Origin of the sequence: Kocuria sp. UBA1838 (genome assembly GCF_002338785.1) — a bacterium.
GTDB classification, from domain to species: domain Bacteria; phylum Actinomycetota; class Actinomycetes; order Actinomycetales; family Micrococcaceae; genus Kocuria; species Kocuria marina.
The window spans coordinates 138,367-152,814 of record NZ_DDIY01000015.1 but is presented as its reverse complement, the minus strand read 5'-3'; the positions used below and the strand labels follow the sequence as shown (position 1 = coordinate 152,814).

Annotated in this window: 8 protein-coding genes and 1 pseudogene; 7 read left to right on the top strand and 2 right to left on the bottom strand. The window is 71.8% G+C overall.

Annotated features, from left to right (window positions below; genetic code table 11):
- From B3I25_RS07545 to hemL, 5 genes are all read left to right on the top strand, one after another.
- Positions 1–627: ferrochelatase (locus B3I25_RS07545; RefSeq protein WP_286738479.1), on the top strand; the 627-nt coding region annotated here is incomplete at its 5' end.
- Entirely contained in the window at positions 624–1,568 is a 945-nt protein-coding gene (gene hemC / locus B3I25_RS07540) for a hydroxymethylbilane synthase (protein ID WP_085107674.1), read from the top strand. The genes B3I25_RS07545 and hemC, both read left to right, overlap by 4 nt.
- On the top strand, positions 1,565–2,521 hold the full coding sequence (locus tag B3I25_RS07535; protein ID WP_286738478.1) for a uroporphyrinogen-III synthase: 957 nt from the start codon (positions 1,565–1,567) through the stop codon (positions 2,519–2,521). Before hemC ends, B3I25_RS07535 begins: the two co-directional genes overlap by 4 nt.
- A gap of 16 nt (positions 2,522–2,537) precedes the next feature.
- Positions 2,538–3,545, top strand: coding sequence for a porphobilinogen synthase (gene hemB / locus B3I25_RS07530; protein ID WP_286738477.1), 1,008 nt, complete (start codon positions 2,538–2,540; stop codon positions 3,543–3,545).
- A gap of 81 nt (positions 3,546–3,626) precedes the next feature.
- On the top strand, positions 3,627–4,946 hold the full coding sequence (hemL, locus tag B3I25_RS07525; protein WP_064846089.1) for a glutamate-1-semialdehyde 2,1-aminomutase: 1,320 nt from the start codon (positions 3,627–3,629) through the stop codon (positions 4,944–4,946).
- Positions 4,947–5,094: 148 nt separating this feature from the next.
- Here hemL and B3I25_RS07520 read toward each other — a convergent pair.
- Positions 5,095–5,778, bottom strand: a pseudogene (locus B3I25_RS07520) (3'-5' exonuclease); the annotation flags it as partial.
- A 372-nt stretch (positions 5,779–6,150) separates the two neighbouring features.
- On the opposite strand from B3I25_RS07520, the gene B3I25_RS07515 reads away from it, so the two are divergent.
- Together B3I25_RS07515 and B3I25_RS07510 are read left to right on the top strand one after the other, a co-directional pair.
- Positions 6,151–9,696, top strand: a complete 3,546-nt coding sequence (locus B3I25_RS07515) for an ATP-dependent DNA helicase (protein WP_286738475.1) — start codon at positions 6,151–6,153, stop codon at positions 9,694–9,696.
- A complete protein-coding gene (locus B3I25_RS07510) occupies positions 9,693–13,202 on the top strand; it encodes an ATP-dependent DNA helicase (RefSeq protein ID WP_286738473.1) in 3,510 nt (1,169 codons plus the stop codon). Before B3I25_RS07515 ends, B3I25_RS07510 begins: the two co-directional genes overlap by 4 nt.
- Here B3I25_RS07510 and B3I25_RS07505 read toward each other — a convergent pair.
- Positions 13,130–14,347, bottom strand: coding sequence for a macrolide 2'-phosphotransferase (locus B3I25_RS07505; protein ID WP_286738472.1), 1,218 nt, complete (start codon positions 14,345–14,347; stop codon positions 13,130–13,132). The genes B3I25_RS07510 and B3I25_RS07505 overlap by 73 nt on opposite strands.
- Between the last annotated feature and the right edge of the window lie 101 nt (positions 14,348–14,448).

Genomic DNA, 14,448 nt, shown 5'->3' with positions numbered 1-14,448 from the left:
CGCGTGCTGTTCACCACCCACTCCGTGCCCATGACGGACGCCAACGCGGCCGGCTCCCAGCGGATGAGCTTCGAGGGGGACTCCGCCTACGTGGCGCAGCACCTTGCGGCCGCGCGCTGGATCGTGGAGCAGGTGGGCGAGCCCATGAACGGGGTGGAGTGGGAGCTCGTGTACCAGTCCCGCTCCGGGCCCCCGCAGGTCCCGTGGCTCGAACCGGACATCTGCGACGTCATCCAGGAGCTGCCTGGCAAGGGCGTCACCGGCGTGGCCGTGGTGCCCCTGGGCTTCGTCTCGGACCACATGGAGGTGCTCTGGGACCTCGACACCGAGGCCCGTGACGCCGCGGCCGAGGCCGGCCTGGAGTTCGAGCGCATCCCCACCGCCGGCACCGATCCCGAGTTCGTGGCCGCGCTCGCGGACCTCGTGGAGCAGCGGCTGGGCACGCCCACCGCGCCCCCGCGGGTATCCGCGTGCGCCCAGGGCACGTGGTTCGACACGTGCGCCCCCGACTGTTGCGTCAAGATTCTGCGCGGTCAGGACGCACCCCGTCCCACGATCGCCCAGCGGCCCGTCGGCGAGCCGATCCCCGTGGGGCTCGACGAGAGCGGCGAGGTGATCCACCGGTGAGTGGACCCGTGTTCAGGGTGGGCACCCGAGGCTCGCAGCTGGCCATGACCCAGAGCCGGTGGGCGGCCGAGGCCGTCTCCCGTGCCGGGGGCATCGACCACGAGCTGGTCACGGTGCGCACCGAGGGGGACGTCCTCACGGGGCCGCTGTCCCAGATGGGCGGTACCGGGGTCTTCGCCACGGCGTTGCGGTCCCAGGTGCTCGACGGCGCCGTGGACCTGGCCGTGCATTCCCTCAAGGACCTGCCCACCGCGGCGGTCACGGGGCTCACCATTGCCGCGCTGCCGCAGCGTGAGGACCCGCGGGACGCCCTGTGCGCCCGTGACGGTCTGACCCTCGACGAACTGCCGGAGGGCGCGGCCGTGGGCACGGGCTCGCCGCGGCGCGTCGCGCAGTTGCGCGCGCTGCGCCCCGACCTGCGCATCGTGGACATCCGCGGCAACGTGGGCACGCGGCTCAACCGCGTGGCTCCCGGGGACCCGGGGGACCTCGACGCCGTGGTGCTCGCGGCGTCGGGCCTCAAGCGCCTGGGCCTCGAGGGGCGGATCACCGAGTACCTGGATCCGCACCGGATGCTGCCGGCCCCGGGCCAGGGTGCGCTCGCGCTCGAGGTCTCGGCGGAACTCACGGCGGACTCGGGTCTCGCGACCGGTCTGGCCGCGGTGGACCACCTGCCCACGCGGCTCGCGGTCACTGCGGAGCGCTCGGTGCTGGCTCGCCTCGAGGCGGGCTGCGCCGCACCTGTGGGAACCTTCGCGCGCCTCGTGGACGGTGATCTCGAACTGGATGTCGTCGTGGCGAATCCGGACGGCTCCGAGGTCATGCGCCGCACGGAGTCCGCGCGGGAACCCTCGGTCGAGGCCGCGCGGGCTCTCGGTCAGCGGGTCGCGGATGACCTGTTGGCCCACGGCGCGGACCGGTTGGCACGGTTGAGCCTGTGACCGCGGCGCGCGTGCTCATCACCCGCGACCCCGCTTCCGCGAGCGCCCTGGCGGTGCTGCTGCGGGAACGCGGGTACGAGCCGTGCGCCTCGCCCCTGCTCGAGGCCCAGTTGCCGTCGGACGTGGAATCACTGCGGGAGCTGCTGGCCGAGGCCACCGGCCCGAGCGGTCCCACGTGGTTGTGCGTGACGTCCGCGACCACGGTGGCGGCGCTCGCCGCGGTCGCCCCCACCCCGCAGTGGGGTGCCGCGCTCGACGCCGCTCGGCGGCCCTCCGCTCGTCACCGCACCGAGGCCGGTGAGCCCGCGCTGCGGGTCGCCGCGGTGGGCGAGGCGACCGTCCACGCGCTGAGGGAGTATGGTGTGGGCGTGGATTTCGTCCCCGCGCGCGTCTCGAGCGCGGCGGGCATGCTCGCCGAGTGGCCCGAGGAGCACCCGGGTGCATCCGGGGCCCCGGTGCGGGCCCTCGTGCCGGTCTCGGCGCTCGCGTCCGACGCCCTCGTGAGCGGACTGCGGGAGCGGGGGTACGACGTCGTGCGGATCACCGCGTACGACACCGTCCCGGCCCCGGCGGACCGCCCGCTGCGCGCCCCCGGTGCCGGGACCGCAACCACACCGGAAGCCCCCGAGGAATGGGGCGCCGACGCCGCTCGGGCCGCGTGCGCGTCCGGTGAGCTGGCCGCGGTGGTGGTCACGGCGCCGTCGCGCGCGGACGCCCTGCTGGAGGGCATGACGCCCGCGGCCGCCACGGCGTGGATCGCGATCGGGGAACCGACCGCCCGCGCGCTGCGGGCCCGCGGAGTCGACCCGATGACCTCCGCGCAACCGACCCCAGCGGCCCTGGCCGACGCCGTGTCGCGGGCGCTGGGTGAGCCGGACACTTCGGCGCCGGAGCGGGACGATCACGCCGAGCCCGCAACGACCCGCCCCGTGACGACTCAAAGATTTCGATGATCAGGAGATGTGAACCATGACCGACCATGACGTGTCGTACGACCTCGTGTCACGGCCCCGCAGACTGCGCAGTACCCCGGCCATGCGCCGGTTCACCGCGGAGACCCGCGTGACGCCGTCCGAGCTGATCCTGCCCGTGTTCGTCAAGGAAGGACTCGACGAGCCGCAGCCCCTGGCCTCGATGCCCGGTGTGGTGCAGCACAACATGGACTCTCTCAAGCGCGCGGCCGCCGAAGCCGTGGAGCTGGGGCTGGGCGGCTTCATTTTGTTCGGGATCCCGCAGACCCGCGACGCAGAGGGCTCCGCCGCGCTGGACCCGGACGGCATCCTCAACCGCGGGATCCGTGCCGTGCGTGACGAGGTGGGGGACGACATCGTGGTCATGTCGGACCTGTGCCTGGACGAGTTCACCGATCACGGCCACTGCGGCGTGCTGGATGATCAGGGCCGCGTGGACAACGATCGCACCCTGGAGATCTACGGCCGCATGGGCCTGGCCCAGGCCGAGGCCGGCGCCCACATGCTGGGACCCTCCGGGATGATGGACGGCCAGGTGGGCGTGATCCGCGCGGCACTGGACGCTGCGGGCCGCGAGGACGTGTCGATCCTCGCCTACAGCGCCAAGTACTCGTCCGCGTTCTACGGCCCGTTCCGTGAAGCCGTGGACTCCACGCTCACGGGTGACCGCAAAACCTATCAGATGGATCCTGCGAACCGCCGGGAGGCCCTGCTGGAGCTGCAGCTGGACCTGGACGAGGGCGCGGACATGGTCATGGTCAAGCCGGCCATGAGCTATCTGGACATCCTGCGCGAGGTCGCGGACGCGTCCCCCGTGCCGGTCTCGGCGTACCAGATCTCGGGTGAGTACGCGATGATCGAGGCCGCCGCGGCGAACGGCTGGATCAACCGCGACGCCGCGATCCGCGAGTCCGTGCTGTCCATCAAGCGCGCCGGGGCCAACTCGATCCTGACCTACTACGCGACCGAGCTCGCCCGCTGGTTCCATGAGGAGAACGGCAGGTAACCCCAGAACCCCCGCGCCCGCGCCGTCGCGCGGCACGGTCCCACCGGGAGAGCCTCCCGGCGAAAGGAATGAAGTGATCTCATGAGTGTTTCGCAAGAACTGTTCGACCGCGCCCAGCGCGTCATGCCCGGGGGCGTCAACTCGCCCGTGCGCGCGTTCAACTCCGTGGGCGGTACCCCGCCGTTCATCGCCGCGGCCAAGGGCCCGTACCTCACGGACGTGGACGGGCGCGAGTACGTGGACCTGGTGTGCTCGTGGGGCCCCGCGCTGATCGGTCACGCGCATCCCGTGGTCACGGAGGCCGTCCACGAGGCCGTGGAGCGCGGTCTCGGTTTCGGCGCCACCACGCGCGGTGAGACCGAACTCGCCGAGCTCGTGGTGGACCGCGTGGCCCCGCTCGAGGAGATCCGCATGGTCTCCACGGGCACCGAGGCCACCATGACGGCGCTGCGCCTGGCCCGCGGGTTCACGGGCCGCGACCTGGTGGTCAAGTTCGCCGGGTGCTACCACGGTCACGTGGATTCGCTCCTGTCGGAGGCCGGTTCCGGTGTCGCGACCCTGGCCCTGCCGGGTTCCGCGGGAGTCACCGAGGCCACCGCCGCCCAGACGCTCGTGGTGGCCTACAACGACGTCGCGGCGCTCGAGACCGTCTTCGCCGAGCACCCCGGTGAGATCGCCGCGGTGATCACCGAGGCCGCTCCGTGCAACATGGGCGTGGTCACCCCGGAGAACGACTTCAACGAGCACATCCGTCGGATCACCCGGGACAACGGCGCCCTGATGATTCTGGACGAGGTGCTCACGGGCTTCCGCGTCCACGAGGCCGGGTACTGGGGGCTCAGCAACCAGAACGGCGAGGACTGGGTCCCGGACCTGTTCACGTTCGGCAAGGTCATCGGCGGGGGACTGCCCACCGCCGCACTGGGCGGGCGCCGCGAGATCATGGAGTACCTGGCCCCTATGGGCCCGGTGTACCAGGCGGGCACGCTGTCCGGGAACCCCGTGGCTATGGCCGCGGGGATCGCGACGCTCAAGTGCGCGGACCGGATCGCGTATCAGACCATCGACCGCCGTTCCGAGCAGCTGCAGGCGGGGGTGCACGAGGCCCTCGATGCCGCCGGGGTCGATCACTCGATCCAGGTGGCCGGCAACCTGTTCTCGGTGGCCTTCGGGACCGGTGCCCGCGGGGTACACGACTACGCGGACGCCAAGGCTCAGGAGAGCTTCCGGTACACGCCGTTCTTCCACTCCATGCTGGATGCCGGGGTCTACCTCCCGCCCTCGGTCTTCGAGGCGTGGTTCCTCTCCGCGGCGCACGACGATTCGGCCATGGACCGGATCCTCTCGGCCCTTCCCGCCGCGGCTCGTGCGGCAGCGGAGGCTCGACCCGCCGAAGGCTGATCCGCTTCGCGTTTTCTGTACGCCTTTTCCTGTACGACGACGGCGCGGCGCCGCCCGGGTGGTTCCCGGCGGTGCCGCGCCGTCGTCGTTGCGCAGTGCGACGGCCGCGGTCGTGCGCGTGACGGTCGCTGTAGTGGTGCGGGTGGGGTCAGGGGTGCGGGTGGACGGGCCACGTGCCGTCCACCACGGCCTCGGGATCTCGGCGCCGGAAGTACTCCTGCAACGACGCCGCTTGCTCGGCTGCCCAGCCGATCTGCAGTTCGTGCAGCTCTTCCGCGGGTCGTTCGAGCTCTGCGAACCGTTCGACCAGGGCGGTGGCGAGCCGCTCGGTGGCCAATGCGTCCGCGGCGGAGGTGTGTGCGGCATCCAGGACCACGCCGTACTCCTCGCACAGTGCGCCCAGCGTCCGCTTGCCGCGGCGGTAGCGGTGCACCTGCTTGTTGAGCACGAACGGGTCCAGCACGGGCATCGGGGCCGGGGCGGGCAGACCGTGGCGCTCGCTCTCTCTCGCGAGGACCGTGAGGTCGTAGGCGGCGTTGAATGCGAGCACCGGGATCCCCACGCGCCACAGCCCGCTCAGCACGTCGTGCAGTTGCGCGGTGACCTCCGCGGCGGGGCGGCCCTCGGCGCGGGCCCGCTCGGTCGTGACGCCGTGGACCGCGGCGGCCTCCGCGGGGATCTCGATCCCGGGATCGGCGAGCCACTCCCATTCCCGCGTCACGGTCCCAGTGGCGTCCACGAGGACCACCGACGCCGTCACGATCCTCGCCTCCTGCGGATCCCGCCCCGTGGTCTCGAGGTCGAACGCCGCGCGCTCGCCGGCGGTCCACGACGGCGCGGCGCCGACCTCCCTGCGAGCCGCCCCGTGGGGGACGGTTGCTGCGGTCGCCGCGGGCTCGACGGCGTCGTCGCCGGCGCTCTGTGCTACTTCGGACGCGCGGTCGCGTGAGGGCGCGGAGCGGGCGCCGGCAGCGTTGTCCCGCGTGAGTTCAGGCGCGGGCTCGAGCGCGGCGTCGAACAGCGTGGGCTGCTCGGGCTGCGGCGCGGCGGGTTCCTCGGGGTCCGCCGCGGGTGGCGGGGGCGGCACGTCGAAGAGTGCGGGCTGTTCGGTGTCACCTGTGTCGTGCGGGGAAGCCATGCGACCACGGTACCGGTCGGTGCGCGGGCCGTTATGCGTGTCGGATGACCGTGATGTGATCACCACATGCGAACGCAGCGTGAACCGTCCTGGCGCGTCCTGCCGCCCCGCGGCGTCGAATCCGGCGGGGCGGACCCGGAGCTGGACCCCGCGCAACGCACCGTCGTGGAGCTACCGGCCGACCACGGGCCGGTCCTCGTGCTGGGAGCACCCGGGACGGGGCGCAGCACGGTGACCGTGGAGGGTGCGGTGCGACGGATCGTCGAGGGAGCCGATCCGCAGCGCCTGCTCGTGCTCGCGCCATCGCGTGAACTGGCGGCCACGCTGCGGGACGAGATCAGCCGCCGTGCGCGCGCGACCATCAGCACGCCGCTCGTGCGCGCGTGGCAGGCGTACGCGTTCGACGTCCTGCGCCGCGCACAGGCCCAGGACCTGTTGCCCGGGGTCACCACCACACCGGTGTTGTTGTCCGGGCCGGAACAGGACGCGTTCCTCGCGGAGATGATGCGCGGGCACGCTGCCGGGTACGGCAGCCCCGTGGTGTGGCCCGCGGAACTCGATCAGGCGCTCGGCACGCGCGGCTTCCGCGGCGAATTGCGCGAGCTGTTCGACCGCATGAACGAATACCGCATGGCGCCCGACGTCCTGGCGCGCTGGGCGCAACCCCTCGGTCGCCCCGAGTGGCGCAGCGCGGCGGCGTTCCGCGCCGAGTACCAGCAGATCCGCGCCCTGCGCATGCCCAACGCCTTCGACCCGTCCGAGCTCGTGGACCGCGCGGCCCGCGTCCTCGAGAAGAATCCGGATTTCCTCGCCCGGGAACAGGACCGGTTGGACGTCGTGCTCGTGGACGACCTCCAGGACGCCACCCCGTCCGCCCACCGGCTCATCGGGGTGCTCACCCGGGGCCGGGACGCCGTGTTCACCGCCAATCCGGACACCACCGTCCAGGGGTTCCGCGGCGCCCGCCCGGACCTGTTGCGCACGCTCGAGGACCGGGTGGGCACCCCCGCTCGGCCACTGCAGCGCTTACAGCTAGGCACGAGTCACCGCATGCCGCTGCGGGTCAACGAGGCGTGGCAGCGCGTGGCGCGGGCCATCTCGGTCGTGCCGGGGGCCCGGGTCCAGCGGGCTCCCGAGCAACCCCGTGCGACCGAGCACATCGCCTCCCAGGCAACCGATGCCGACACAGCCGACGACCTCCATGCCGCCGACGACGCCCACCCTGCCGACGACGCCGCAGCGCCGGGTTCGGTGCGCGCGACGCTCTTCGATTCGCCCACGGCCCAGGCGCGCTGGTGCGCGGACCACTTCTTGCGCTTGCATGTTTTGCACGGTGTGCCCTACCGGGACATGGCGGTGATCGTGCGCAGCGGTTCCCAATTGTCGGCGCTGACCCGGCAGCTGTCGGCGCTGGGCGTGCCCACGACCACGTCCGCCGCCGAGACCCCCTTGCGGGAGGAACCCGCGGTGATCCCGCTGCTGCATGCCCTGCGCTTGTTGCTCGCGGCGCAGGATGCGGTCGCGGAACCGGACGGAGCACTTGATCAGGAAGCACAGGAGGCCGGCCCGGGCCGGGGTGGGCAACCGGGCGACGATCCCGATTCCGCTTCCGGAACGTCGATGGAAGGCTCGGAGGCCGAGGACGCAGACCGTGAGCGGGCCGCCCACCGATCCATGCTCACGGCCAGTGCCGCGGTGGCCCTGTTGACGTCGCGGATCGGCGGGGCGTCCCCCATGGAGGTGCGCCGGATCCGCCAGAAACTGCGCGGTTACGAGCTGCGTACGGGGGGTGGACGCACGAGCGACGACCTCCTCGTCCAGGCGCTCGCGGACGGTGTGTTGCTCGAGCTCGCGGAGGTGCACTCGGATTCCGCGGCGCGCGTCGCTGACATGCTCCAGGCCGGTCAGGAGGCGCTGGACGAGCCCGGCGCCACCGCTGAATCCGTGTTGTGGGCCCTGTGGGACGCGTCCGGGGTCGCACCGCGCTGGCGGCGTCGTGCCCTGGCCGGGGGAGCGGAGGCCGTGCGGGCGGACCGGGACCTGGACGCCGTCGTCGGACTGTTCGAGGCCGCCGAGCGGTTCGTGGACCAGGTCCCGGGCGCCACGGCACGGGCGTTCATGGACTACATGGACCACCAGGAGTTGCCCATGGACACCCTGGCGGCCCGAGCACCGGCGGAGGACAACGTCTCGGTGATGACCCCCGCGGGGTCGGCGGGTCGGCAGTGGGCGCACGTGGTCGTCGCCGGGGTGCAACAGGGGGTGTGGCCCAACACCGCCCTGCGCGGTCAGTTGCTGGGAACGGACGTGCTCACCGACGCCCTGGACCACGGGCCGGAACAGGCCACACGGTTGAGCGCGGTGGACCGGTTGCGGCAGGTGCGCTTCGACGAACTGCGGCAGTTCGCCACGGCCGTCTCCCGCGCCACGGCCGGCCTCACGGTCACCGCGGTGGCCAGCCAGGACGAGCAACCGTCCGAGTTCGTGGACCTCGTGGCCGGTGGGAGCCGCGACGATCCCGGCATCTCCGTCGAGGAACTGAGCGCACCCGAACCCCTCACGTTGCGCCAGCTCACGGGTGCGCTGCGCCGCACCGTGCAGCAACCGGACGCGGCCGCCCACGAACGAGAGGCCGCCGCGCGTCTGCTGCATGATTTCGCCGCCCTCGCAGAGCCCGTGCCGGGTGCCGCGCCCGAGCAGTGGTGGGGCCGCAACGCTTTGTCCACCGAGGACGCGCTGTTCGCACCGGACGAGGCGGTACGCGTCTCCCCGTCCACGATCGAGACGATCCACCGCAGCCCGCTCGACTGGTTCGTGAGCGAGGCCCATGCCACCGAGGTGACCGATCTGCGGCGCAGCCTGGGAACGCTCGTGCACGACATCGCCGAGCGACTCCCGGACGCCGACAGCGTCGAGTTGATCGCGCACCTGCGCCGCCGCTGGCCCTCCCTGGGCATGCCCCACGGCTGGACGGGGGAGCAGGAGCTCGAACGCGCGGAGAAGATGTTGCGTAAGTTCGCGCAGTACTCGCGGGAGATGCGCTCCGAGCACGGGCGCGAGCTCGTCTCGGTGGAGGGCAGTTTCGAGGTCCTGGTGCGCAGCGAGGCCCGGGACGCCCTGCTGACCGGGCGCGTGGACCGGCTGGAGGTGGACGCCCACGGGCGCCACGTCGTCGTGGATCTCAAGACCGGCAAACACCAGCCGACCAAGAAGGACATCCCCGAGCACCCGCAGCTGGGCGCGTATCAGGTGGCCTTGCAGGCCGGCGCCGGGCGGGCCATGCAGGAGGCCTCCCGCACCGAGGATCTGCATGAAACCCGACGTCCGGAGCGCATCGAGCTGCCCGAGGGCGCCGTGTCCGCCCAACCAGGGGGAGCGCTGCTCGTCCAGCTCGGCAGCCCCGCGGCGTCGCCCGGTGTGCAAGTCCAGGACCCCCTGGACGAGGAACACCGCTGGGCGCGGGACCTCATCACGCAAGCGGCCCTCCTCGTGGCGGGCACGCGATTCGAAGCGCGGCACACCGCGGATCAGGAGGCCGGATTCGGGATCCGGTGCTCCGTCCCGTGGCTGTGTCCGCTGTGCGCCCAGGGAAGGCAGGTCACAGAGAAATGACCCAGCAGGATTCCGCCCCCCAGCCCCGCTCACCGCAGGACGTCCGGTACTCCCCGTACGAGATCGCGGAGGCGCTCGGGGACTTCCCGCCCACCGAGCAACAGGCCGCGGTGATCGCGTCCCCGTTGACCCCACGACTGGTCGTGGCGGGCGCGGGCTCGGGTAAGACGACCACCATGTCCGATCGCGTCGCGTGGCTTGTGGCCAACGGGCTGGCCCGCCCGGACGAGATCCTCGGGGTCACCTTCACGCGCAAGGCCGCGGGCGAACTGTCCCAGCGGATCAACCAGAAGCTGCGGAACCTGCGCCGCGCGGGACTCATCGACGAACCCGAGGACGACAACGCCCCGGCCGCGGCGCAGGAGCCCACGGTCAGCACGTACCACTCCTACGCGAACTCGCTCGTACGCAGTTACGGGCTTCGGCTGGGCGTGGAAGCGGACACCGTCCTGCTCGGTCAGGCCCAGGCCTGGCAACTCGCACACGACCTCGTGCAGAGCTGGGACGGTCCGTTGCCCGCGACCGTGCCCGCCGCATCCACGCTCACCACGGGTCTCATGCAGTTGGCGTCCGAGGCCTCGGAGCACCTCGTGGAACCGCGCCGGATCCACGAGTTCGTGGGCCGGCTGCGTGCGATGTGCCTGGACACCCCTCCGGACGGGCGGAAGAAGTCCCCGGGGCGCAAGGTGCAGGACGCCGTGCGCCGGATGGAGCAGACCGAGGTCCTCGCGCAGCTCGTGGAGCGCTTCCGCGCGGCCAAGCGCGTGGACTCGGCGCTCGACTACGGTGATCTGCTGGCACTCGCGGCACGGATCGTGCGGATGGACCCCCACGCGCGCACGGTCGAGCGGGAACGCTTCTCGGTGGTCCTGCTGGACGAGTTCCAGGACACGTCCCACGCCCAGTTGGCCCTGTTCTCGGGATTGTTCGGGGAGGGGCACTGCGTCATGGCCGTGGGCGATCCCCAGCAGTCCATCTACGGCTTCCGGGGGGCGTCCTCCGGCCAGCTGTTCAGTTTCGTGGAGAACTTCCCGGTCCGGGGGTCCTCGGACGTGGAGCCGTCCCGGTTCGCGGACACGAGTTTCCTCACCACGGCGTGGCGCAACAGCCTCGCGGTCCTCGAGGTGGCGAACGCCGTGGCCGAGCCGCTGCGCACCCCGCCCGCGTGGAGCCGTTCCGCGGCCACGGTCGAGGTCCCGCCGCTGGACCCGGCGCCGGGTGCGGTGCGCGGTCGTGTGCGGGTGAGCCGCTACTTCACGGACACCGAGGAGGCCCAGGCCGTGGCCGCGTCGATCCAGGACCAGCGGGCCGCGCATCAGGGCCAGGCCCCGGACGAGATGCCCACCATGGCCGTGCTGTGCCGCAAACGCGCGCAGTTCGAACCCCTGCGCCTGGAACTCGAAGCCCGGGACATCCCCTACGAAGTGGTCGGGCTGGGTGGGCTGTTGCACACCCCGGAGGTCGCCGACGTCGTCGCGATGCTCCACGTCCTCACCGATCCGGGCCGCTCGGACGCCCTCGCCCGATTGCTCGCCGGTGCCAGGTGGCGGCTGGGTGCACGCGACCTCGCGGCACTCGGCGATTGGGCCGCGGCCCTCGAGCGCGGCCACGAGCGGGCCGCCCGCGGCGAGGATCCGGAGCCCGCCGACGACGCGGCCACCACCGGCGAGAACGCCGAGGAGCCCGTGGTCATGGCGGACATCGTGGACCGCGCGAGCCTGATCGAGGCGCTCGAGACACTGCCCCCCGAGGGCTGGGTCTCCTCGCGCGGTCGCGGGATCAGTGCCGAGGGCGTGCGCCGGTTACGCGCATTGCGCCGGGATGTGCGAGACCTGCGCAGTGTGCTCGGGGACGAGCTGACCACCGTGATCCACGAGGTCGAGACCGTGCTGGGCCTCGATATCGAACTCGCCGCGCTGCCCGGGGAGGATCCCGTGCACGCGCGGCGCAACCTGGACGGCTTCCACGACCAGGCGGTCCAGTTCACGGCCACGACCCGCACGCACGACGTCGCCGCGTTCCTGGACTGGCTCGAGGCCGCGTCCCACGAAGAGAACGGCCTGGAACTTCCGCCCGCGCACACGCGCCGGGACGCCGTACAACTGCTCACGGTCCACGCCTCCAAGGGCCTCGAGTGGGACCACGTCTACGTCCCCGGGCTCAACAAGAACGACTTCCCCTCCAAGAAGTCCTCCGCGTGGACCCTGGAAGCGGCCAAGCTGCCGTGGCCGTTACGGGGCGACGCCGCTCAGTTGCCCCAGTGGGATGCGCGCGTCTCGGACGTGCGCGAACTCGAGAGTTCTTACGAGGACTTCGCGGAGGACGTCGAACAGTACGACCTCGCCGAGGAACGTCGGTTGGCCTATGTCGCGTTCACGCGCGCCAAGTCCCTGCTCGAACTCTCCGGCAGCGTGTTCCGGGGCACCGCCCAGGAGGTCAAGGAGGCCTCACCGTTTTTGCTCGAAGCGCGGGAGTTGCTCGAGGGATCGAGCCCCGGTTTCGAGGCGGGTCCGTGGGTCGAGCCGGAACCGGATGCCACCAACCCGCAGCGGGACACCCGGGTCAGCGCGCTGTGGCCGTACGACCCCGTGGAGGGACCGGAACTCGTGCGCACCGAACGCTCCGCGGACGGCGAGCACATGGAAACCGTGATCGCTCCGGCACACCGGGGCCGCCGAGAGGTCATGGAACGCGCTGCCCGCGCCGTGGCCGAGCGCGGTTTCCCGGACACCCGCGAGCTCACGGACGAGGAATTGGCACAGGGGCCCTCCGGTGACGTGGTCACGCGGTGGCGGCGCGAGGCCGAACTGTTGCTGGGTCGCCGCGCGGCGTCCGAGGAGGACCGCAGCGTGCACATGCCCTCCCACGTCTCGGCGTCCGCGCTCGTGGCCATGGACACCGATCCCGAGGGGTTCATCAGCAATCTGCGCCGACCCATGCCACGCAAACCGGGCTCCGCGGCCCGGGCGGGCACGGCGTTCCACACGTGGGTTGAGAACTACTTCGGGGACTCCGCGATTTTCGACGCGGACGAACTGCCCGGTTCCGACGACTACGTGGACGAGGACCTGGACCTGCCCCGGCTCGCCGAGACCTTCCGGAACAGCCCGTGGGCGTCCCTGGAGCCCTACGCGATCGAACTGCCCGTGGAGACCCCGGTGGGGTCGCTCACGGTGCGCGGTCGGATCGATGCCGTGTTCCGCACCGCGGACGGCTGGGAACTCGTGGACTGGAAAACAGGGCGAATCCCGCACGGTCGGGAGCTCAAGCGCAAGTCCGGGCAGCTCGCGCTGTACCGGTTGGCGTTCGCGCGGTTGCACGAGGTCCCGGTGGAGCTTGTGTCGGCGGCGTTCTACTACGTGGCCGCGGACCAGGTGGTGCGTCCCCACGACCTCGCGGACGAGACGGAACTCGAGGCCGTGGTGAGCTCGCTCTACGAGGTGGGCGTGACGGATCCGGACGCCGCGGAGGAACCGCCGATGGAGGAGCCGCGCTCGCCGGAGTGATGGTCGGAGGACAAGCCGTCGTCGCTCGGGTGACCGTCCGGGGCGGAGTCGCCGTCGAGGGCGCGGCCGTCGGAGTCAGTGCGGTCCACCGAGTCGACGTCGGAGTCGCCGGCCCGATCCGCACCGGAAGCGGCGGCCGACGCGGTTGAGGCGGGCGGCGGACCGGCCACCCCCGGGGATGGCGACGCGCTGGCCCGCACGTCCGCCGCGAGGGTCGTGAGCATCCGCTGGGCGTTGTCCACCATGGACGTGATGCCCCGGTCCACACCGCGCACGAGCCATTCCGCGAGCGCGAACTCGGCCTTGAGGTGCGCGCGGCGCAACAGATGGCGGTCCGGGGGTTGGACGGCCGCCACGGAGTAGGCCTCTAGCACGGTGTCCGCGAACGCAGGGTCGGACATGCCCACGAGCCATGAGAAGTCCACGGCGGGATCGCCCACGTGCAGATCGCTCCACCCCGTGAAGGACGCGAGTGAACCGTGGTCCACGGTGATGTTGTCCTCGTGTAGGTCCCCGTGCACCACGCGCGTGGAGAACTGCCACAGTGTGGTGTCCTCGAGGGCCTCCTCCCACCGACGCAATAGGTCCCCGGGGATCAGCCCCGTGGTCGCGGCCTGATCGAGATCGTGGAGCATGCGCTTGCGGCACTGTTCGGCGCTGTAGGCGGGCAGGTCCGCGTCCATCACGAGCGCACGGGGCAGAGAATGAAGGCACCCGAGCGAACGGCCCAGTTGCACGGCCAGGGGGGCGCGCGGCGTCGCACTCGGGGAGGGCGTGTGCACGGGAGGTTCGGGATGTTCGTTCTGCCGCTGGAACTCCCGCAGGCTGAGCGTGTGACCCGGCAGGTGCGAGTAGACAAAAGTGCGCAACCCGTCCTGCGCCACGGACCCCGCGACCGTGGGCAGGTGGAACGGCAACCGCGAGCGCACGGACGGGGTGAACGCCTGCAACACCAGGTGCTCGGTCTCCAGGCGCATGCTCGCTTCGGTGTTCAGGGGACTGCGGACGCGCCAGCGGCGACCCTCGGAGTCCTGGACCACGCACGAGCGGAAATCCGCGGCGTCGTCGGGAGAAGGACCGGTGGCCACAGGGGCCACCCCGGGCACGGCCGCGGCCGCGACGGCGGCCAGCAATTCGGGGGTCATTCTCACCTCACCCACCCTACCGGCCTCGGCCCGGGGTGGGCTGTCCACCGCGGCCCGTGAGGATGTCCGGACCCCGGTCTACAGTGGTCGGATGATCTCAT

Coding starts and splice junctions, on each gene's coding strand:
- hemB (WP_286738477.1), top strand. CDS start 2,538: ATGACCGACCATGACGTGTCGTACGACCTCGTGTCACGGCCCCGCAGA.
- B3I25_RS07505 (WP_286738472.1), bottom strand. CDS start 14,347: ATGACCCCCGAATTGCTGGCCGCCGTCGCGGCCGCGGCCGTGCCCGGG.
- B3I25_RS07515 (WP_286738475.1), top strand. CDS start 6,151: ATGCGAACGCAGCGTGAACCGTCCTGGCGCGTCCTGCCGCCCCGCGGC.
- hemL (WP_064846089.1), top strand. CDS start 3,627: ATGAGTGTTTCGCAAGAACTGTTCGACCGCGCCCAGCGCGTCATGCCC.
- B3I25_RS07510 (WP_286738473.1), top strand. CDS start 9,693: ATGACCCAGCAGGATTCCGCCCCCCAGCCCCGCTCACCGCAGGACGTC.